19 protein-coding genes are annotated in these 19,369 nt (G+C 55.4%); 7 read left to right on the top strand and 12 right to left on the bottom strand.

The annotated features are described in order from the left end of the window. A partial coding sequence (locus ACFE7X_RS13735) for a hypothetical protein (protein WP_375436245.1) occupies nucleotides 1-511 on the top strand: 511 nt, incomplete at its 5' end. Nucleotides 512-810: 299 nt separating this feature from the next. Here ACFE7X_RS13735 and ACFE7X_RS13730 read toward each other — a convergent pair. From ACFE7X_RS13730 to fdhD, 3 genes are all read right to left on the bottom strand, one after another. Beyond that, nucleotides 811-3,387 (bottom strand): FdhF/YdeP family oxidoreductase, encoded by a 2,577-nt coding sequence (locus ACFE7X_RS13730; protein ID WP_375436244.1) that lies wholly within the window; start codon nucleotides 3,385-3,387, stop codon nucleotides 811-813. A gap of 53 nt (nucleotides 3,388-3,440) precedes the next feature. After that, entirely contained in the window at nucleotides 3,441-3,773 is a 333-nt protein-coding gene (locus tag ACFE7X_RS13725) for a DUF7009 family protein (RefSeq protein WP_375436243.1), read from the bottom strand. Nucleotides 3,774-3,859: 86 nt separating this feature from the next. Continuing rightward, nucleotides 3,860-4,735, bottom strand: a complete 876-nt coding sequence (gene fdhD, locus ACFE7X_RS13720) for a formate dehydrogenase accessory sulfurtransferase FdhD (RefSeq protein WP_375436242.1) — start codon at nucleotides 4,733-4,735, stop codon at nucleotides 3,860-3,862. A 185-nt stretch (nucleotides 4,736-4,920) separates the two neighbouring features. Between fdhD and moeB the strand changes: the two genes are divergently transcribed. The 3 genes from moeB (at nucleotide 4,921) to ACFE7X_RS13705 (ending at nucleotide 7,831) form a co-directional block, all read left to right on the top strand. Beyond that, a complete protein-coding gene (gene moeB / locus ACFE7X_RS13715) occupies nucleotides 4,921-6,027 on the top strand; it encodes a molybdopterin-synthase adenylyltransferase MoeB (protein WP_375436241.1) in 1,107 nt (368 codons plus the stop codon). Nucleotides 6,028-6,102: 75 nt separating this feature from the next. Next, nucleotides 6,103-7,269 carry a putative sulfate/molybdate transporter gene (locus ACFE7X_RS13710; RefSeq protein WP_375436240.1) on the top strand — a complete coding sequence of 389 codons (1,167 nt, stop codon included), beginning with the start codon at nucleotides 6,103-6,105 and terminating at the stop codon, nucleotides 7,267-7,269. 364 nt (nucleotides 7,270-7,633) lie between these two features. Then, nucleotides 7,634-7,831 carry an antitoxin VbhA family protein gene (locus ACFE7X_RS13705; protein ID WP_375436239.1) on the top strand — a complete coding sequence of 66 codons (198 nt, stop codon included), beginning with the start codon at nucleotides 7,634-7,636 and terminating at the stop codon, nucleotides 7,829-7,831. Nucleotides 7,832-7,926: 95 nt separating this feature from the next. On the opposite strand, the gene ACFE7X_RS13700 is transcribed toward ACFE7X_RS13705, so the two are convergent. Together ACFE7X_RS13700 and moaA are read right to left on the bottom strand one after the other, a co-directional pair. Next, nucleotides 7,927-8,757: an alpha/beta hydrolase gene (locus tag ACFE7X_RS13700; protein WP_375436238.1), complete on the bottom strand. Its 831-nt coding sequence runs from the start codon at nucleotides 8,755-8,757 to the stop codon at nucleotides 7,927-7,929. 28 nt (nucleotides 8,758-8,785) lie between these two features. Next, nucleotides 8,786-9,799: a GTP 3',8-cyclase MoaA gene (moaA, locus tag ACFE7X_RS13695; RefSeq protein ID WP_375436237.1), complete on the bottom strand. Its 1,014-nt coding sequence runs from the start codon at nucleotides 9,797-9,799 to the stop codon at nucleotides 8,786-8,788. Between the two features lie 192 nt (nucleotides 9,800-9,991). Between moaA and ACFE7X_RS13690 the strand changes: the two genes are divergently transcribed. Together ACFE7X_RS13690 and ACFE7X_RS13685 are read left to right on the top strand one after the other, a co-directional pair. Then, a complete protein-coding gene (locus tag ACFE7X_RS13690; RefSeq protein WP_375436236.1) occupies nucleotides 9,992-10,234 on the top strand; it encodes a MoaD/ThiS family protein in 243 nt (80 codons plus the stop codon). Nucleotides 10,235-10,399: 165 nt separating this feature from the next. Continuing rightward, nucleotides 10,400-10,819, top strand: a complete 420-nt coding sequence (locus ACFE7X_RS13685) for a molybdenum cofactor biosynthesis protein MoaE (RefSeq protein WP_375436235.1) — start codon at nucleotides 10,400-10,402, stop codon at nucleotides 10,817-10,819. A gap of 24 nt (nucleotides 10,820-10,843) precedes the next feature. On the opposite strand, the gene ACFE7X_RS13680 is transcribed toward ACFE7X_RS13685, so the two are convergent. The 3 genes from ACFE7X_RS13680 to moaC all read right to left on the bottom strand — a co-directional run bounded on the left by ACFE7X_RS13680 (nucleotide 10,844) and on the right by moaC (nucleotide 14,810). Beyond that, nucleotides 10,844-13,072: a S41 family peptidase gene (locus tag ACFE7X_RS13680; protein ID WP_375436234.1), complete on the bottom strand. Its 2,229-nt coding sequence runs from the start codon at nucleotides 13,070-13,072 to the stop codon at nucleotides 10,844-10,846. A 72-nt stretch (nucleotides 13,073-13,144) separates the two neighbouring features. Beyond that, entirely contained in the window at nucleotides 13,145-14,332 is a 1,188-nt protein-coding gene (locus ACFE7X_RS13675) for an NTP transferase domain-containing protein (RefSeq protein ID WP_375436233.1), read from the bottom strand. Then, entirely contained in the window at nucleotides 14,322-14,810 is a 489-nt protein-coding gene (moaC, locus tag ACFE7X_RS13670) for a cyclic pyranopterin monophosphate synthase MoaC (RefSeq protein ID WP_375436232.1), read from the bottom strand. Before moaC ends, ACFE7X_RS13675 begins: the two co-directional genes overlap by 11 nt. A 212-nt stretch (nucleotides 14,811-15,022) precedes the next feature. Between moaC and ACFE7X_RS13665 the strand changes: the two genes are divergently transcribed. Next, a complete protein-coding gene (locus ACFE7X_RS13665; RefSeq protein ID WP_375436231.1) occupies nucleotides 15,023-16,252 on the top strand; it encodes a molybdopterin molybdotransferase MoeA in 1,230 nt (409 codons plus the stop codon). Nucleotides 16,253-16,352: 100 nt separating this feature from the next. Here ACFE7X_RS13665 and ACFE7X_RS13660 read toward each other — a convergent pair whose 3' ends face one another. The 4 genes from ACFE7X_RS13660 to ACFE7X_RS13645 all read right to left on the bottom strand — a co-directional run bounded on the left by ACFE7X_RS13660 (nucleotide 16,353) and on the right by ACFE7X_RS13645 (nucleotide 19,273). Continuing rightward, a complete protein-coding gene (locus ACFE7X_RS13660) occupies nucleotides 16,353-17,075 on the bottom strand; it encodes a class I SAM-dependent methyltransferase (RefSeq protein ID WP_375436230.1) in 723 nt (240 codons plus the stop codon). A 95-nt stretch (nucleotides 17,076-17,170) separates the two neighbouring features. Beyond that, the gene (locus ACFE7X_RS13655; protein ID WP_375436229.1) at nucleotides 17,171-17,593 is read right to left on the bottom strand and encodes a DUF2007 domain-containing protein; all 423 of its coding nucleotides are present in this window, start codon (nucleotides 17,591-17,593) and stop codon (nucleotides 17,171-17,173) included. A 97-nt stretch (nucleotides 17,594-17,690) separates the two neighbouring features. Then, a complete protein-coding gene (locus ACFE7X_RS13650; protein ID WP_375436228.1) occupies nucleotides 17,691-17,831 on the bottom strand; it encodes a hypothetical protein in 141 nt (46 codons plus the stop codon). Nucleotides 17,832-17,875: 44 nt separating this feature from the next. Next, nucleotides 17,876-19,273: an OFA family MFS transporter gene (locus ACFE7X_RS13645; RefSeq protein WP_375436227.1), complete on the bottom strand. Its 1,398-nt coding sequence runs from the start codon at nucleotides 19,271-19,273 to the stop codon at nucleotides 17,876-17,878. Between the last annotated feature and the right edge of the window lie 96 nt (nucleotides 19,274-19,369).

Here is a 19,369-nt window from a genome sequence, read left to right as displayed (position 1 = left end):
GCCGCTAGCGTTCATCCTGAGCCAGGATCAAACTCTCCATTGTATAATATTCCTACACTTACCCGAAGGCAAGCTGATGTCGAGTGCTGACCCTGCTCACTATTTGACGTTGTCGTCATTTAATTCGTGTCGCTTGGTTTCTTTGTGTTTGCTTGCTGAACTCCGTAAGAAGCAAAGCTTGCAGAACACTTACCATTTGTTTGTCTCAAACATTCAAAGAACGTGTGCCCCTCCCGTTGGAGGAACCGTGTGGCGGATGCTTTCGCCAGCGTTTCTATTTATTTTACCGAGCGGCGTTTCGTTCGGGGTTGCAAATGTAAGAAGTTTTTTTCTTTTTGCAAAAAAACTTGAAAAAATATTTTCAGATTTTGCTTTGCTCTTTGGAGTAGGACTACTTCCTATTGAAGCGGGGTGCAAAGGTAACAAACTATTTGGTCTTTTGTCAAGTGGTAGAGCAAAAAAAGTTTTGATATACTTACTCAATTCCAACCTTCTGTTCCCTTCCTTCTGAAGCGGGGTGCAAATATACTAGGCTGGTTTCTCAATGCAAGGCTTACACTTACTTTTTACTTAGGATTTCTTAGCAATAGTGGCTCTGAATACCTCATAAAGCCTACTATTCGCTCATTATCAGCACCGTAGGAAGGTGCCCTTTATACGTAATGAAGCCTGCTGTTTCCCTCCCATAAAAGAAGGAAGACAGCAGGCTTCATACTCGAGTTGTTCTGCAAGCTTTGTTCCCTATAAGCTTCGCAGACCTAATAGGGTTTGCTAGTGCCCTTGCAGTACCATCTTAGACAAAATAGTAATCTAAACTTCCGCGGCTACTTGTGCGGGGCGGCGTGCATTGGTTTTTTCCTTGGCGGCCACTACGGTTACTACCACATACTTAGAAGTAGGCGTGTTGCTAACCTCCGCCACGCTGGAGATAGGTACTAATGGGTTGGCTTCAGGGAAGTAGGCGGCTACATTGCCTTTCGGAATATCGTAGGGCACAACCACAAACTTCTCTACAGTGCGTTGCTCGCCTTCGAAGTGACTTGTGATGTCGATTAGGTCTTTGGCTTTGAGGCCTCGGTCAGCAACATCTTGGGCATTCATGAACAGAACGCGGCGCTCGTTGTGGATGCCACGGTACCGGTCGTTGTACTCGTAGATAGTGGTGTTAAACTGGTCGTGGCTGCGTACCGTCATTAGAACCAGTTGGCCGGGTTCGAGAATGTGTTTGTTTATCGTGGTGACTGTGAAATTTGCCTTGCCGTTTTTGGTGGTGAACTTTCGCTCCCGAGGACCATTAGGCAAGTAGAAGCCACCGGGGCGACGGAGCTTCTCGTTGAAATTCTCGAAGCCAGGAATAACACGGGCAATATGGTCGCGGATGACGTCGTAATTTTCGGTCATGGCTACCCAATCGGTGGTGGTCCGGTCGCCGAGGGTGGCAATGGCGACACCACAGATGATGGCAACTTCGCTGAGCATCTCGCCGGCCAGCGGTACCAAGATGCCTTTGTTTTGGCTTACGACGCCCATTGAGTTCTCGCAGGAAGTCATTTGGTGACCAGAGCGCTGCATGTCAATGTCGGCGTGGGTGAAGCATGGGAGGAGCAAACTGGTTTTGCCGGTGACAAGGTGGCCACGATTGAGCTTGGTGCCAACAAATACAGTCAGGTTTTGCTTGCGCATGCCTTCGGCTATCAGCTCGGTATCGGGGCCGGCGGCTAGCAAGTTGCCCCCGAGGCTAAAGTAGACCTTGGTTCTACCTTCCACCATGGCCTTGATGCTTTCAACAACATCATAGCCATCTTCACGGGGAGCGGTGAACTTAAATTCCTTCTCTAGTGAGTCAAGAAACTCTGTGCTTACCCGCTCCCAAATACCCATTGTACGGTCGCCTTGTACGTTGGAGTGGCCGCGGACGGGGCAAGTGCCAGCGCCCGGCTTACCAATAGCCCCTTTCATCAACTGTAGATTGACGATTTCTTGAATGGTCTGCACGCCGTTCTTCTGCTGCGTGACACCCATGGCCCAACAGGTAATAATTTTCTGCTTGGCAGCAATAATATTGGCGGCTTCCAGCAACTGAGCCCGCGAAATACCACTTAGCTCCTCGATATCCTCCCAGCTCGTATTGCGGATAGTCTGCTCGAACTCTTCGAACCCGGTGGTATACTTGTCAACAAATGGCCGGTCCACTACCTGACCTGGATTTAGATCTTCCGCTTCAAACAAGTGCTTCATTATACCGCGCAGCAGTGCCATGTCGCCGTTGACGCGTACTTGTAGATAAAGGTCTGTTATCTGCGTACCGTCGCCCATCAGAGCACCCAGCGCCCGGAGCGGATTCATGAAGTCCTGCGGATTTTTGAAGTGGTTGAGGCCGGCTTCAATTAAGGGGTTGACGCTGATGATTTTGGCGCCGTTGCGCTTGGCTTTTTGTAGGGCCGTGAGCATACGCGGGTGATTGGTACCCGGATTCTGTCCGATGATAAGAATGACTTCTGCCTCGTATATATCATTGAGCGTAACGGAACCTTTGCCTAAGCCCAAGGTGGGGCTGAGAGCCGACCCGCTGCTTTCGTGGCACATATTGGAGCAATCGGGCAGGTTGTTGGTACCGAACTCACGAGCGAACAGTTGGAATAAGAAGGCGGGCTCGTTGGGCACTTTGCCCGAGGTATAGAACACTGCCTCGTCGGGCGAAGCCAAGGCATTTAGCTCGTCGGCCACAATTTGGAAGACTTCTGGCCACTCGATGCGGGTATAATAATCGGAGCCGGGGCGCTTAACTAGGGGGTGCGTTAGACGGCCGGTGTTGTTTTGGTCTCGGTCGGTGAGACGGGAAAGCTCAGCCAAAGTATGTTTGGCAAAGAACTCGGGGCCGGCGGCGCGGTCGTCGGCATCAGAAGCAGTGGCTTTGGCGCCGTTCTCGCAAAACTCGGCTACCGAGCGGTGCTCATCGGGGTCAGGCCAAGCGCAGCTAGAGCAGTCGAAACCGTCTTTCTGGTTCATGCCGAGCAAAGCTTTGGAACCCCGACCAACGCCGCCTTCACTCCAGCTAAATTGCATGGACTTGACAACGGCCGTAACGCCGGCCGCTATTTTGGCGCGGCCTTCCAAACGCAGGCCCGTTAACTCTTCGGGCGGCTGGGCCAAAATGGGGAATAAGTACTTGGCATTGGCCGTCTCGGGTGCCGGAATATGGCGCTTGGGTGCGTCGGCACTGGCTTCGTGCTCGGCCATGGTCGGGTTGTCGGAGTTGGTATGATAGTGGTCGGGAGCAGGCGCTTCCCCCTGACTAGGACGCTCCCCACTTTTAGGAGCGTTGCTGGCTTTTTGCGCTTGGTCCTGGCCGGCTTTATTAGGATCGGTAACGGGAGAATCTTCCATGACTTGACGATGAATAACGGTGGGAATTTAGAGTGCAACCGGGAAGCCCGTGGTTAGTGCTTGCAGCCGAGGTCTTTTTCTACTAATATATGTACCTCTTGGTTGTCGGCAACCGCTACCACACCACTCAAACTCACCTCATCAGAGGAAATCCAAGCGTCGGCAACAGCATTCGGTAGCCGTACCACTACCCGGCCCGATGTATAGGAGACACTAGGCGCTGATCCAGCAAGGGTTTCATCGCGCTGGAGGGCATAAACAAGCCGGTCGGAAACGGAAGGCCCAAGGTGCACGACAGTTTCCAAGCGGCCGGTTCGATGAAAGTCGATTACTTCTTCGGAAGAAAGGCGGAGGCGAAGGCTATTATCTTCGAGGCGGAGCTTCATATCACTGGTTGACGTGGTTTTTCTGATTTCACTGCTTGGCCCGGCTGCTTGCTGAGGCCGTTGAGCTAACGCAACTAACCAGGCGCTTAGCTATCAGGAGCAGAAAGATTGAGGCGCCATTCGTGGCAATAGACGTTGTAGCGGTTTTGCCGCACGAAGCCACAGACAGTCATGCCGAAGTCGCGGGCAGCGGAAACGGCCAAAGAACTAGGCGCACCCACCGCAGCTAGTACAGCAATACCTGCCACGGCCGCCTTCTGCACCAACTCGAAACTAACACGGCCACTTACCAGCAATACGTGCTGATGCAACGGCAGCCACTCCTGAAGCAGCGCCGCCCCAATAACTTTGTCGAGAGCGTTGTGCCGGCCGACGTCTTCGCGCAGCAACAGCAACTCACCAGTTGGCGAAAACAGCGCCGCCGCGTGCAGGCCGCCAGTTTGTTCGAACAAGGCCTGTGCTGCCCGCTGCCGGGCCGGAAGCAAATGAATTACGTCGGGGTGAATGTAGGGGCCATTGGTAGGCAGCACCGGACAAGAGGCCGCATGTACGGCGTCGATGCTGGTTTTGCCGCAGACGCCGCAACTGCTGCTGGTGTAGAAGTGGCGCTCTAGGCGGGGCAGGTCGGGAGTAGCGGTGGGCGCTAGCTCGGCCCGCACCACGTTTTCACGCTCTTCTTCCTTTTCTACATCAGGGCAATAAATGACGCCGTGCAAGTCTTGGCGGGTGCGAATGATGCCTTCGGTAAGCAAGAAACCAGCGGCCAGCTCGAAGTCGTGGCCGGGGGTGCGCATGGTAATGGAGAGGGTTCGGTGCGCACGCTGGCCGGTGGGACCATAGCCGATGCGGATTTCCAAGGGTTCTTCCACGGCCAGCACATCAGAGGCCGTGGCAACGTCGCGGTCCTGCACTTTGTGCACGGTCACGTACTCGTAGCTGGTGGGAGGCAGGAAGACTTTCAAGTAAAAACAGGAAATTAAGATGTCGGTCTGGGTGTTGGCAGCGCAGCGCAGAAGTGGTGATGGGCCCTCTAGTTGTTTAACCTTACGGTACAGATCAAGGTTTAACTATTGCTTTATAAAGCCGGCTGCTACTTTGTATCTTACCAACCGCCTCGAGAATTTATAGTTACCTCTTTCTTTCTGCCGTGCTTACCTCTGAAGAACGCAACCGTTACCGCCGCCACTTACAGCTACCCGAAATCGGCGAAGCTGGCCAACTACGACTCAAGAACGCCCGGGTACTAGTGGTTGGTGCCGGCGGGCTAGGCTGCCCCGTACTGCAATATCTAGCTGCTGCCGGAGTAGGTACGCTTGGCATCGTGGACGCCGATAAAGTGGAGACCAGCAATTTGCAGCGCCAGATTCTCTACGGCCCCCGCGACTTAGGGCAGTTCAAGGCCGAGGTGGCAGGCCGGGCGGTTCGGCAGCTCAACCCGTTGGTACACACCGAGGTGCACATATGCCGCGCCAGCTTGGGCAACGTGCGCGAGCTGCTATCCAAATACGATGTAGTAGTGGATGGGTCCGACAACTTCCCCACGCGCTACTTGCTCAACGACGCCTGCGTGAGTTTAAACAAGCCTCTGATATCGGGGGCCATTTACAAGTTTGAAGGGCAGGTTTCGGTGTTCAACTACCAGGGCGGGCCTACGTACCGTTGCTTGTTTCCGCAGCAGCCTTCGGGCAGAGAAGCGCCCAACTGCGATACTACCGGCGTATTAGGGGTATTGCCGGGTATTATTGGCACGGCGCAAGCCGCCGAGGCCCTGAAAGTAGTGCTTGGTATTGGCGAGGTACTAAGCGGGCGTCTTTGGGTGCTGGATGTCCTGTCGTTTCAAACCCGGATAGTGAAATTTACCCGCCGCCCCGAGGCAGCAGTCATCAACCTTCAAACAGCCAATCCGGCCGACTACGCCGACTTGTGTGGCATCGGCATAAACGCCATTTCGGCGGCGGAGCTACAGGTACAGTTGGAGTCAGAGCACGCGCCTTTTCTGTTAGATGTGCGGGAGCCCGACGAGTTTCATAGAAAACACCTACCGGGCGCTACGCTGCTACCGTTGGGCAGCATAGCCAAAGGCGTGACCTCCATTCCGCGCCATCATCCGGTGGTGGTGTACTGCCACTCGGGCCGCCGCAGCACGCAAGCCATTGAACGGTTGCAAACCGAGTTCGGCTTTGCCAACTTGCTTAACCTGGACGGCGGTATGGAAGCGTGGGAGGAACTTGGGGTAAGTGAATCGGTGAAATAAGCTCCGGCGTATGTGAGGCGAGGCCCAGCAGCCAACTGCGCCCAGAATTTACGTAGTTACCCGAAAAAGTCACGCATGCCGCTTACTGCTCCTCCCCTACCACCTCGCCCGCGCCTGCGCTTCGACCGAAATGAGCTAGCCGGCGCCTTGGGCGACTTAGGCACCGATTTACCCCTGCTGATTGGGGTGCTGGCGGCCTCAGGGGCGGATAGTGCCGGCGTACTGGTGATGTTCGGGTTGATGCAGGTGTTTTCGGGGCTTTGGTACGGGATGCCGATGCCCGTGCAGCCACTCAAAGCGTTTGCGGCTCTGGTTATTGCGCAGAAAATTCCCGGCCGGGTGATATACGGAGGCGGACTGGCTATCGGCATACTCATGCTTCTGCTTTCGGTGACGGGACTCATTGATGCGCTGGCTCGGCTGGTGCCGAAGCCCGTGGTGCGCGGCATTCAGTTTGGGCTGGCCTTGCAACTGGCGACGCTGGCGCTCAAAGAATATGTGCCCGCCGACGGCTTACCGGGCTACGCACTAGCGGCGGCGGGCTTCACCGTTACGGTGCTGCTGCTCGGCAACCGCCGCTGGCCCGCTGCGCTGATCGTCATTGGGTTGGGGGCATTGTACGCGCTTGTTTTCAAGCTCGATCTTGCCACCGCCCAGCGCGCTATAGGCTTACACTTGCCTTCTTGGCACATCCCAGCTACTGCCGATATTCTTACGGGGGCCGTGCTGCTGGCGCTGCCCCAGATTCCGCTCTCGCTCGGCAACTCCATCTTGGCTACCCGGCAAATAGCCCACGACTATTTCCCGGAACGCAATTTGTCGGTGAAGCAAATTAGCTTCACGTATGCCCTGATGAATCTGGTCAATCCTTTCCTGGGTGGCTTTCCGGTTTGCCATGGCTCAGGAGGAATGGTTGGGCATTATGCGTTTGGCGCCCGCACTGGCGGCTCGGTGGTGCTCTACGGGGTACTGTTCTTGGTATTAGGTTTGTTTTTCAGCCAGGGGTTTCAACAAGTGGTACAGATATTCCCGCTTCCTATCCTGGGGGTTCTGCTCTTATTTGAATCGTTGACCTTGGCGGTGCTTGTTCGTGACTTGGTGGCAGACTGGGCTGGGCTGCTGTTGGCGCTTCTCACGGGCTTACTCTGCGCCGGCTTGCCCTACGGCTACTTAGTAGGGCTACTAACGGGCACCGCCTTACACTATGCCATGCAGCGCGGCTGGGTAGGCATCGGCAAGTGAGAACCACTTCTTCAACAAAGCAGACTCGTTGTTTTTCAACGCAATAGCACGCTGAAAACCAGAGCCAAGTGCACGATAAAGCTCGTCTTCTAGCTTTAATTATACTCCCAATAAAACCACAAAAGCCGAGCTGTTTTATGGTTTTTACATATCAAGAACTTACCAGCGTTAGTCTGGAGCAAACCTTAAACTTCATAGCTTTCAGAGGATACATGCCAGAGAATTCTGTATTATATTGAAAACGCTACTAGGTCGCTACGTATATAACGAACTAAAAAATACGTATTTATCTATTTATGGGGGGGGGGTATTTTATTGATATTGCAGTTTATTAAATATACTTCCTCTCCGTCCTGCTGCATCTATGAACACACACCCGGTCACCCTCTTGGAAAACAAAGAAAAGCGCCAATATGCCGTTGCATGGGCCTTACGATTTGCGCAGAATACTTCTTTAGATCCTAGTCCTTATGAACGAGCGTTGCTCAACCGGTTCATTGAGGGCAGTCTGACAATAGACCAAGTGCTAGAACAGTTAGACCAGCCCGTCAGCAAAGTATAAGCTTACTCAGCGGCACCCCTCTCCAGGTAAGCACCTTGCCTGATGATATGCGGAAGTTGTGGTTACCGGCTGCTGAAGAAGAACAGGTAGTGGTATCAGCGGCTTAGAATGCGTTGTACTGTTTCCTGATACACCGCGTTGTTAGTCATGTTGTTATGACCAGCTCCTTTCAGGGTAATAAATTGATCTTGCGGCTTGAGTGCTGCTTTGAGTTGTAGCGTCAATTGATAATCGATAATCTCGTCTTGGTCGCCGTGAAAGACGATGACGGGCGCTTTCACGCGGGGCAGCACTTGATCGGTGGCCAACGGATAGCGCACAATAAACCCCGGAATCCAAAAATAATAGTGCCGGGCCATGGCGCGCATACTTGGATAGGGGGCTTGCAGTATCAGCAGCTTAGGCTGATGGTGAGCGGCTAGCCACGCCGCCGCGCCGGTACCCAAAGAGTAACCAAGCAATACCACCCGACTCTCGGGATATTCGGCAAGAAGCTGCTGATACGCTGTTTCTACATCACCGAGAAACTGCGTTTGGCTTTGAATCTGGCCGCCGCTTTTGCCGTAGCCCCGGTAATCAAGCAGAAATACGTCGTAGCCGAGCTGGGTGTACACAGACGCTACTTCGCCCCAACTATCAAGGGCGCCCCCGTTGCCGTGCAAGTAGAACAGTAAACCTTTCGAAGAATCAGCCAAAAACAGTAAGCCGTGTAGCCGGGTGCCGTCCGTGGCCTCAACCCACCGTTCCTGAAACGAGCCCTTGAATGGAAAGCGGTAATTGCTGGCAAGCTTTTCAGGAAAGAATAACAGACGCTCCTGCTTGAAATACAGCAGCACGCAGACAGCCAGATACAGCAAGCCGGCCAACGCAAGCAGTGAAATCAGAAACTTCATGAGGGTCTGGCTGGTCAGGCAGTAGCTGCGCAAAGCAGTTGCAAGTACTACGCACGAGGTTCTAGCCCCCAATCGTCGACATCGACTCGAAGCTCAACTGGTGCAAAGGGCGTTGGCGCTCGGCTTCAAATCCATTGGCGGCGCGGTGCTGAAAAGCCGAGGTGAGGGCCAGCACAATTTCCGCATCGGAGGAACCATTGCGGAGCAGAGCCCGGATATCGAGCACGCCTTGGTCGTAGAGGCAGGTTTTGAGGCCTCCTTCGGCTGTGAGACGAATACGGTTGCAGGTACCACAGAACGTGCGCGAATACGCCGCAATAATGCCTACCCGGCCCAAGTGCCCATTTACTTTATACTCGGAAGCGGTAGCCCCCGCAGGTCCTGCCAAGGGTGTAAGCGCGCCAAAATGCTCTTCTAGGTGCTCCCGGATGCGGCGATGGTTCCACGGCAGGGTGGCCGGGGTGGCGGCATGACTGCCTCCGTTGAACGGCATTTCCTCGATAAAGCGCACTTCAACTGGCAGTTCCCGCGTCAGCTCCGTAAGGGGCACAATGTCCTCGATATTCTGCCCGTCCATTACTACTGCGTTGATTTTCACTTGGATGCCGGCCGTGAGCAACGCGTAAAACGTGTCCATGACGCGGGGCAGTTCGTCGCGGCGGGTGATGCGGGCGAAGCGGTTCCGATCCAGCGTATCGAGGCTAAGGTTAACGGACTTCACCCCGATCCGAACCAGTTCGGGCACGTAAGGCGCCGTCAGAACGCCGTTGGTGGTTAAACTTAGATCGTCGATGCCGGGCAAAGCCGCCAGCCGGGCCATGAACGGCACTAGGTCGCGCCGCACGAACGGTTCGCCGCCGGTAAGGCGTACTTTGCGCACACCTAGCTTTGCCAGTAAGCCTACCAAGCGTTCCATCTCCTCGTAGGTCAGCAGCTCCTGTTTGGGCATATACTTGATGCCTTCTTCGGGCATGCAGTAGAAGCAGCGCAGGTTACAACGGTCCGTCACGGCTAGCCGCACATATTCCAGTGGCCGACCGTGGTTATCATACAAAACAGACGAAGCAACAGACATACAAAAGCAAGGATTACGCAGATTCTAGAATTTCAGCACGGCCAACGCAGACGTAACGTTTTTTTCGCAAAAACAGTCGTTGTTCTTTACAATCCGTAATCTGGCCTTGTGGGTAGCCCCGTTCTAGTTCCCTGCTGCGGATAACCAAATGTTGCCACATCTAGTTTGGCTTTTACGTAATATTAGGATGATATGAACCTGAAAATAGCTCTTTTTGGCATTGCCAAAGAAATAGTAGGTCAATCGGTGCTGGAGGTCAACGCCCCAGAAGACCAGCCGGTGCAGTTGCTACTCGAACAATTGCGCACGCAATATCCGGCTCTGGGCCAACTTAGTAGCTTGGCCGTGGCCGTCAACAACGAGTATGCCGCAGACACGCAGTTGCTACACGAACGCGACGAAATTGCCCTGATTCCGCCGGTAGCGGGTGGGTGACGCTAAACTATACAAGTTCGTTCATCTTGCTGCACTCGCCGCCGTATCTCGCCCGCCGACGTTGATTGCTCTTGCTAAACTCGGTACGGAGAACTTATCGATACAAGTAACTGCTCCACGATATGTTTTCGGTACTACTGCTCATTCTTTGTTCCTGATTGCCCCTTGATTACCATCGACCTCACCGACCAGCCCATTGATGTAACCGCTGCTTTGCACTTGGTGCAGGCCGATGGCGCCGGGGCGGTCAACACCTTCATTGGTACAGTTCGCAATAAGAGCACCGGCCGCCCCGTCGTTCGTCTGGAATACGAAGCCTACGACGGTATGGCTCTGCATCAGCTCCGCAAGGTGGCCACGCAGGCGCATGCGCTATGGCCAATGCTCGAAAACGTAGTGGTAGTTCATCGCAAGGGCACCTTACAAATCGGCGACGTAGCTGTGGTAGTAGCCGTTTCTACGCCCCACCGCGCCGAAAGCTTCGCCGCCTGCCAGTATATCATCGACACGCTCAAGCAGGTGGTAACAATCTGGAAAAAAGAGTTTTACGAAGATGGCGACGTGTGGGTGGCCGCGCATCCCTAAAGGAGTTAGCTACGATTCCTGCTGCTACCTGCCTTTCTCAATCAGCTGCACGGCCTTTTCCAGCACTTCGTCGCGCCCTTCCCGGATGCCCTGAATGGTAGGCTTCACTTCCACATCCGGCACTATGCCAATGCGCTGCGTCTCGCGACCATCGGGGTAATAAATTCCGAGGCCGCTAATCATAGTGGAAATGTTGCCGGGCAGCACTATTCTCGATACGTTTCCATCGGCGCCGGCGGTGGTGCTACCAACAACCATAGCGCTTGGAGCAGTGCGGAGTGCCATGGTCGTATACTCAGCCTGGCTTTGCGATAGTTCGTTCACCAGAATAACTATTTTGCCCGCGTAGGGAGTACCCGTACCAGCCGCTAGCTTAAACGACGGTATGTACTCGAACACGCCTGGGTACGTCATCAGTGGCTTGCTGATCTTAACAAACTCCATTGCTTTGGGCAGTAAGTACTTCGAGAGCGAAAACACAACAAATTCAGATGGGTAATTCCGGATGTCAATTACCAGGCCTTGGGTGCCTGCCACCGACTGCATAATTTCTGGCAGTTGCTTGTTGTGTATCGTGCCGAGGGAGATATACCCGATGTTGTTAGGCAGCATCCGCCAAGCCGGCAACAAGGGGCTGGCAGTGCCGCTATTCACTGCCAAGTTCAGCTTGCTCGCGTAATATCGGCTGATGGTAAGGGCAAACTCCTTGTCGTGGCGGCGCACCAGTAGTGGTAGCTTATCGGTACTTCCGCGGAGGAGCAGGTTGGCTATGTTGCGCAGTTGGGTAGGCTCGTTGGAAGCTGGCGCAAGCGGCTGCCATTTCTTCACAAGCTCTGGCACCGGCACCCCATTTACCTGCACAATAACATCGCCCGCTTCCAGTCCCGATTCCTTACCGAGCGTTGCACTGTAGTACTCGGTTACTACGGCTTGGCTCTCCACGAAGCGTATGCGCACCGGCGCAAAGTATCTGCCCTGATAGTCGTTTAAAATCTTATCACTGTAGATGTTGGCGTGGGTGTCGTGGATGCGCGCAATCAGCTTGAGAGCCGTTAAGTGGTACTGTTCGGCCGTGGTAGCGGCCGCAAATTGCGGAATCATGTCGGACAACACCTGTTGCCAATCTTCCCCAATGGCGTAGCGGTAAGGAAAGAAGTAGGCAATCATGTTCCAGTAACGGTACAGCGCCAGCAAGCGTAAACCCGCATCTGGAATTTGCAGGCTGGCATAGTTCTCTTCGTTGCGAAAGATGGGGTTACCGATTTGCGGCGCACTCTGCACATAGTAATGGTCGCCTTGGTTTCGGTTTTCGCGCAGATAAACCAGTTGCTTGCTTAGCTCCTGGCCCAGCTGCTTCTTGTTGGTTAGCCAAGCTAAATCAGGCTGCAAGCGAATAGTGGGGGAGGTAGGTTCTTTGCAGGTAGTACACGCAGGCACCGGGCCCAAGCTAGCAAGCCAAGCACCAAGAACTTCACTACGGGCTTTCTGGTTTTCACTGGTCAGCACCTTCGGCAACACCCGTAGTAGCTCGGCGTCCCAATTATAATCGCCGCGGGCAACAGCGGGGTGGTAATACTTCACAAAGCCCCACACCCGGCCTAGCACCGCCAAGTTTTCGACTTGCTGTTTGCTTAGGTTGTCGAGCGTGATACCAGCGCCTCGTTGAAAAGCAGTGTCCTGCTCGGCTTTGAAACGTTGGACTGTTTTGGGCGGCGCCTGCGCTAGTGGCTTGTCGTCCACGGTCAGTTCCAACTGGTCGATCCATGCGGTGCCAGTTCCGGGCAGGATTCCTCCTAAAAGCAGAAACCGAGCGTCGTTATCCAGCGGAAGGGTGATGGTATAGGCTTGCCAATCAGTGGTGCCGTGCACGTTCTCTTTGCTGGTATTCTGGAATGCTAGCGTGCTCTGCGCTCCATCTACCCGCAGCCACAAACCCGCATAGCCCTCCACGTTCTCGGTTTTCAGGAAGCCAGTCAGCTTGACGACTTTGCCTTGAAAATCAACCGGAACTCTTATGGTAGCCACTCCAAACACTTTCTCGCTCTGCCGCTTGCCCTCCGACTGGATACGCAACGCATAGCGCCCCTCGTGTTGTATCACCGAATCGGCAGTGACCTGGTAGCCGTTGTCGGCTGCCGACCACCACCCAGCAGGTTGGCGGGTTTGATGGTTTACTTGCTCGAAGTTTAAGTTTTGGGCCGCCGCCGTACCCAATCCCAAAATCAGGGTCACGCTCAGATAGAATAGCTTCATATACTAAACAGAGTCAGAAGGATGCGCCAAGGTTGCGAATCCTTTCCAGCTTTGCAGTACCATTCTAAAACACTAGCCCTGAGGCCCCAATTCCTGGGTTGCGGCTTCTCGTTCTTCCGGAGTATTGATGTTGCGCAACTCGGCCGGCGCGGGAGGCGGCAGCAACTCGATATCGGAGTTTATGAGGGCTTTGCGGGGGCAGGAGTATCCTAAACTTAGGAAGCGCAGTAGCGTGCCATAGCTGCGTGGTTCCCAAATGGTGATAAGGGGCTCCGGCCACTCATTTTCGGGGCTGCGGTAGGCTGTGGCCATGCGCCCCGCGTGGCGGTGCGCTAGCAGGTGGCGCAAGGTGGCTTCGGTGAGGAAAGGCAAGTCGCAGGCTACTACCAGCCAAGCCGCGTCAGGGTCTAACTGAAAAGCCGAGAGCAAGCCGCTCATGGGCCCGAGGCCGAGAAAGGTATCGGGCAACGGTGCAAGACCAGCTGCTTCGAGCTCCGCCACTTGGTCGGGGCGGCAGGATACGTGTACGTCTTCGCAGAACGGAGCCAAAAGGGCGGCGGCATAGGCCCGTTGCTCTTGCTGGCCGTGGTATGTCAGCCGGCTTTTATCCTGGCCCATGCGCTGGCTTTGGCCACCGGCCAGCACTAGGCCCCGAACGTACGGGCGTTGCTGTTGCCACTCTTGCAACACGGCGGCGGCAATGGCTTCTGTATCTGTTAGGGCAAGTTGCGGAATGGTAGTCCCTTGCAAATGCTCGCGCAGGTAGTCCGGCAGTTGGGTTACGCCTTCGGGCAGCAAGATCAGGCGCACAGCAGTGAGGCGGTCCAGCTTTTTCTGAAGCGGCTTAGCAGGATCGAGAATAATAATTTGCTGCTGGGCGCGAAAGTGGTTGCCGTTTACCAGCACGAGGCCTTGATGCTGTAGCCACTCTTGCTGCGCAAACTTGTCGGTGTCACGGCGTAGGTCGAGGCGGCGAAACGTGATTTTGTCGGTTAACTCGGCGCTGGCACCGGCTTGTAAAATAGCATCGGCTCCGCCCGTACCGCCTTGGGTTGCATCATCGCCGGCGGCGTGGTCGGCATCTACGTAGGCGACACGCAAGGCGGGCTCGAGGTGGGGCAGCAGGCGCGTTACCAACTCCTTAATTCGACCACAGGGAGCCCCTAGGATGGCCAACTCGTGGCGGCTGAACTCGCCTATTGCGGGGCGGGCGAGTTGCGCGTGTTTGCGGTGCGGCGTGGCGGTGTTGTTAGTCGGCATGATGGAAGTCTTGTTTGCCGCCGGTTTTGCTGAGCAGCCGAGTTTCCTGAATAACAATGTTGTGCGAGAGGGCCTTGCACATATCGTAGATGGTGAGGGCCGCCACCGAAGCGCCGGTCAGGGCTTCCATTTCCACACCGGTTTTGCCGGTTACGCTGGCCGTGCATTCGATGAGTACGGCGTCCGGCGCCTGCACTTCAATACGAACTTGGCAGTCGTCGAGGCCCAAGGGGTGACAGAGCGGAATCAACTCCGAGGTCCGCTTGGCGCCCATGATGCCCGCTAGAATAGCCGTTTGAAATACCGGGCCTTTGCGGGTGGGCAAGTCGCCGTCCTGCACCAAGGCCAGAATTTCAGCTCCTAGCACGACGCGGCTGCGGGCGCGGGCCACACGGCGGGTGGCGGTTTTGGCGCCCACGTCTACCATGGCCGGCTGGCCAGCGGCGTTGAGGTGCGTGAACTTAGAAGATTCAGACATGGAAAAAAGGGGTAGCGTAAGCTTAAAGTAGTGGGCGTCTGCGCCGTTTTGCGCTGCCATTTGTACGTCGGTACGCACCAGATACACGGCAAGTTATAGCTGATAAACGGCTTGCGCCCCGCGGCCTCGTACAATACTAACAATCAACCACCCAGGCCGGTCCTTGGTTACCAGGGCCACCGCAAGCGGAAGCTTCCGCTATATTCGTGCCTATGCTCTCCGTAGAAGAAGCCACTCACTGTGTTGCGGCCACCATTCATTCTTTGCCTGCTGAGTTCTTGGCGCTGCCCTTAGCCGCGGGCCGTATCCTGCGCGAAGACCTGCACGCCGACCGAGACTTTCCCCCTTTCAACCGGGTGGCAATGGATGGTATTGCGGTTCGTTTCGCAGCTTTGGCAACTAACCCGAGCGAATTTCGAATCGAGCGTACCCAATTTGCCGGCCAGGAACCCACTCCCCAACTCGACCCGCACGCGGCCACCGAAATCATGACCGGCGCCATGCTGCCCGAGGGCACCGACACAGTGATTCGGTACGAGGACCTAACATTTCGTACCGATGAAGCTACTGGTCAACGCTTCGCTACCATACAGGTACCGCCGCCGCACGCCGGCCACAACGTGCATCGCCGCGCCGCCGACCGGCGCCAAGGCGAATTGCTGCTCGCCGCTGGCACGTACTTGGGCGCCGCCGAGTTGGCCGTTGCAGCCACCGTCGGGGCCACCACGGTAGCCGTAACGCGCCGGGCCCGAGTGGCCGTGGTAAGCACCGGCGACGAATTGGTGGCAATTGCCGAGCGTCCTCTCCCCCATCAGATTCGCCGCTCCAATGCGCTGATGCTGCAAGCCGCCGCCGAGCAGGCTGGCGCCATTACGCAGGCGTTTCACTTCAACGATGATGTAGCCGCGCTGCAACAGGGTTTGCCGCCGCTGCTAACTGACTTTGATGCCATCATACTGAGCGGCGGCGTGTCGAAAGGCAAAGCCGATTTTCTGCCCGAAGTGCTGCGTGAAATAGGCGTACAACAGATATTCCATGAGGTGCAGCAGCGGCCTGGCAAGCCGTTTTGGTTTGGCCAGAGTCCGGAGGGGACGGTGGTGTTTGCGCTGCCCGGCAATCCGGTATCTACGTTCGTTAACTTCTACCGCTACGCACGGCCTTGGCTACTCGGCGTGCAACAGCCTGCCGTTACTGCATTGTCTGGCGTGGGGGCCGTGTCGGCCGTATTAGCGGCCGATATAAGCTTCCGCCCCAAGCTCACGCACTTTCTGCTGGTGCGCCTAGAGCATTCCAGCAGCGGCCAGTTATTGGCTTATCCTGAGCGAGCCGGCGGTTCTGGCGATTTAGCTAGCTTACTGACCAGCAATGCGTTTCTTGAGTTACCGCCCGAGCAGGAGCTATTCCCCGCCGGCACTGTACTCCCAGCGTGGTCGTTTCGATAAGGTGTTGTCTGATTTCGTTGCGGTGCTATCTGGAAACCATCAACATTTGTTGCTACGGGGTACTACGAAGCTGCTTGCAAAACGCACTCTTCATGCAAACTCAAAGTTTTTGAGCCACTAGTTTCACTAGGCGCTGCGTTTCCAACGAGAAATCGGCAACACCGGTCGGCTCTTCATAGCGTAGAATCCGGAAGTTAGCGGCAGCATAGCTGTTCTTCAACTCGTTGGTTGCAAATCCAATTTCTTGACCGGGTTTGATTGCCCGCGCCTGGTTGACATCGGCGTGAAAGTTCTCGAACACGAGTAGGCCGCCGGGCCTGAGTGCCGCCCGTACCTGCGCCACATGCGCGTCCTTATCGGCATAACAAAGCACAATCAGGTCCCACTGATCGGTGCCCCACTCGTACGTAGCTAGGTCGTGCTCGATAGTGGTGAGGGAGACGCTTAACTGCTGGGCCCGCTGCTGAGCGAAGGCTAGGGCTTGGTTCGCATAATCGACGCCCGTGACTTGCCAGCCTTGCTGGGCCAGGTAGAGGGCGTTGCGCCCCTCGCCCATATTCGCATCCAATGCCCTACCAGCTGGGTAGCAGCCCACCGTTTCCACTAGCAGCGCATTAGGTTGGCTGTTAAAGCGCGTACGCCGCCATACGGCATCAAGAAAGCAGTAATTCCAGCGGCCGCGCTCATATTCTCGTTGCTGTAGCGGTATGGCAGTGGCCTGTGGTGGCGGATAGCTAGCTGCCGACAATGGAGCAGGCATTTGGGCGGAATCAAACTCAGTTGCTGATTCTAATTGATTAATGCCGACAGGAGGTGTTTTCATATCGCAGAGAAAAGCCACTTGCTAACGAGGTGCTGACAGGGAAAGTAAGGCATTAACAGCCAACTTCTTGCTTATCATCTCACTAGCCTGCTACCTCAACCCTCAAAATCTAGCCCGCACTGAAAGCAATGGCACTGAGGCTTTTCTGGAGCCATTATCCAGAGGCGGAGCTTGGTGAGCAGGCTGTCATTGGGTTCGGGCAGTTGGCGGCAGACTACATCCGTGTGGTGGCAGCGGGGACAGCGCACGATTTCCACAGCATTGCTTTCTTCTTTGGTGACGGGCAGGGCTTGCATGGGCACTTGGTTGGCATGTAGCAGCTCCTGAGCCGCCGCCAAGTCTTGACGACGTACGTGCAGGCGTACCCCACCGGAAATAGGACCATACGGGCGGTTTTCGTTGCTGATGAAGCACGGAATATCGGCGGCTTCCAGCTGGTTTTTAGCTAGATGCGCCGATATAGCGTTGGCGAAAGACGCCAGCAGAATAATGGACTCGTCGGCGGGCTGGTCGGGCATGGGGCAACTGGTTTCAAACAAAACAAAAGAAGCACCCAAATGAGTGCTTCTTTCACAGAGTATCTATTTTATTACGAGAGTTCGGCTATAGCCGCTGTCATTTGAACAGCGCCAACGCTTTAAGAAACGTTTGGGTGACGCCCCAGGCGAGCGGAATGCCGACAAACAGCCAGGCAACTGCCAGCGCAACGCCAGAGCTAGGCGAGGTATCTGGGGTAGTAGAAGAAGTATGTTCCATGGAATGAATTGGTTACAAATGTGAGATAAGGAGCGGCTACTTGCTTACGCCACAACTTTCTTGGCGGCTTCCTTCTCGAAGTACTTTTCTGCCACAGGCCGCACCAAGAAGTTAGCAATCAGCCCAATCACCAACAAGGCAGCCATCGTGTAAAACACTGATTGATAAGCGGCTGCTCCTGCCAGACCTTCCGCCTTGGCGTTGGTGTGGAGGTAGTTTACAATCACGGGGCCTAATACGCCAGCTGTGCTCCAGGCCGTCAGCAGTCGGCCGTGGATGGCACCCACTTGCATCTTCCCAAAGAGGTCAGACAAATACGCTGGTATGGTAGCGAAACCGCCACCATACATGCTCAGAATTACGCAGGCTACTACCACAAACAACGTGAGTTGGGCACCCGCACCCAGCGTGGGCACCAGCGCATACAGCAGAATACCCAGCCCAAAGTAGATAGCATAGGTGGTTTTGCGGCCCATCTTATCGGAAGCTGACGACCAGAAGAAGCGCCCCAGCAAGTTAAACAAGCTCAGCAGCCCTACAAAGCCGGCCGCTGCCGCCGCCGTTACGCCCCGCCCGGCACCCATGGCCGTATCAGAGAAGGTTTCTTGGATGAGGGGCGAAGCGGTTTCGAGTACGCCAATACCGGCCGTTACGTTCATGCACAGCACCACCCAGAGCAGCCAGAACTGCGGTGTTTTAATAGCATTGTCGGCCGTTACGTTACCGGTTGTAATGAGGGCGTTGTGCTCGTTTGACGGCACGTAGCCAGCTGGCTTCCAGTCATCGGCGGGCACCCGAATACTCCAGACTCCAAACTGCATAAATAGCAGGTAGATCAGGCCCATGGCCAGAAACGTGGGCGCAACCCCCAGCGGGGCCGTGTCCTTGAACCGATCCATGAGGGCTACGGCCAGCGGCGAGCCAATCATGGCCCCACCTCCAAAACCCATAATGGCCATGCCCGTTGCGACGCCCCGCCGGTCGGGAAACCACTTAATGAGGGTACTAACCGGCGAAATATAGCCGATGCCCAACCCAATACCGCCCACAAAGCCGTAACCGAAATACATCAGCCAGATGCTGTGCAAATGCACGCCTAAAGCGGCGATAAAAAAGCCGCCACCGAAACACAGCGCCGAAGCCATCATGGCTTTGCGAGGCCCTACCCGCTCCAGCCACTTCCCAAATACAGCGGCCGACAAGCCCAGCAGAACGATGGCAATCGAGAAGATAACGCCTAGTTGGCCGGGCGTCCAGTCAGTGGGAGCGGGTGCATCGGGGTTGCCACTAATGAGGGCTCCAAGCGGCTTTTTGAACACGCTAAACGCGTACGCCTGGCCGATAGCCAAGTGGATAGCTAGAGCTGCCGGTGGCACCAGCCAACGGTTGTACCCCGGGCCGGCCACGGTGCGGCTACGGTCCAGTAAAGAAGATTCTGCCATGCGAAGCGGTGGTTTTTGATGGGAAATGGTAGGAACGGCTGTTCCCAGAAGTAGCTCGAAACGCCAAGCTAGACTGAGAATGAGGAAGATATCGGC

The organism is uncultured Hymenobacter sp. (genome assembly GCF_964242765.1).
In the GTDB taxonomy this organism is placed as follows: domain Bacteria; phylum Bacteroidota; class Bacteroidia; order Cytophagales; family Hymenobacteraceae; genus Hymenobacter.
Note: the sequence above shows the minus strand (reverse complement) of the source record. Positions and strands in the feature narration are given on the sequence as shown.

Excerpts from the sequence above, each read along its gene's own strand:
- ACFE7X_RS13655 (WP_375436229.1), bottom strand. The coding sequence starts at position 17,593 with ATGCCCGACCAGCCCGCCGACGAGTCCATTATTCTGCTGGCGTCTTTC.
- ACFE7X_RS13730 (WP_375436244.1), bottom strand. The coding sequence starts at position 3,387 with ATGGAAGATTCTCCCGTTACCGATCCTAATAAAGCCGGCCAGGACCAA.
- ACFE7X_RS13690 (WP_375436236.1), top strand. The coding sequence starts at position 9,992 with ATGAACCTGAAAATAGCTCTTTTTGGCATTGCCAAAGAAATAGTAGGT.
- moaC (WP_375436232.1), bottom strand. The coding sequence starts at position 14,810 with ATGTCTGAATCTTCTAAGTTCACGCACCTCAACGCCGCTGGCCAGCCG.
- ACFE7X_RS13650 (WP_375436228.1), bottom strand. The coding sequence starts at position 17,831 with ATGGAACATACTTCTTCTACTACCCCAGATACCTCGCCTAGCTCTGGC.
- ACFE7X_RS13665 (WP_375436231.1), top strand. The coding sequence starts at position 15,023 with ATGCTCTCCGTAGAAGAAGCCACTCACTGTGTTGCGGCCACCATTCAT.
- ACFE7X_RS13710 (WP_375436240.1), top strand. The coding sequence starts at position 6,103 with ATGCCGCTTACTGCTCCTCCCCTACCACCTCGCCCGCGCCTGCGCTTC.
- ACFE7X_RS13675 (WP_375436233.1), bottom strand. The coding sequence starts at position 14,332 with ATGCCGACTAACAACACCGCCACGCCGCACCGCAAACACGCGCAACTC.
- ACFE7X_RS13725 (WP_375436243.1), bottom strand. The coding sequence starts at position 3,773 with ATGAAGCTCCGCCTCGAAGATAATAGCCTTCGCCTCCGCCTTTCTTCC.
- ACFE7X_RS13645 (WP_375436227.1), bottom strand. The coding sequence starts at position 19,273 with ATGGCAGAATCTTCTTTACTGGACCGTAGCCGCACCGTGGCCGGCCCG.
- moaA (WP_375436237.1), bottom strand. The coding sequence starts at position 9,799 with ATGTCTGTTGCTTCGTCTGTTTTGTATGATAACCACGGTCGGCCACTG.
- ACFE7X_RS13660 (WP_375436230.1), bottom strand. The coding sequence starts at position 17,075 with ATGAAAACACCTCCTGTCGGCATTAATCAATTAGAATCAGCAACTGAG.
- ACFE7X_RS13705 (WP_375436239.1), top strand. The coding sequence starts at position 7,634 with ATGAACACACACCCGGTCACCCTCTTGGAAAACAAAGAAAAGCGCCAA.
- ACFE7X_RS13680 (WP_375436234.1), bottom strand. The coding sequence starts at position 13,072 with ATGAAGCTATTCTATCTGAGCGTGACCCTGATTTTGGGATTGGGTACG.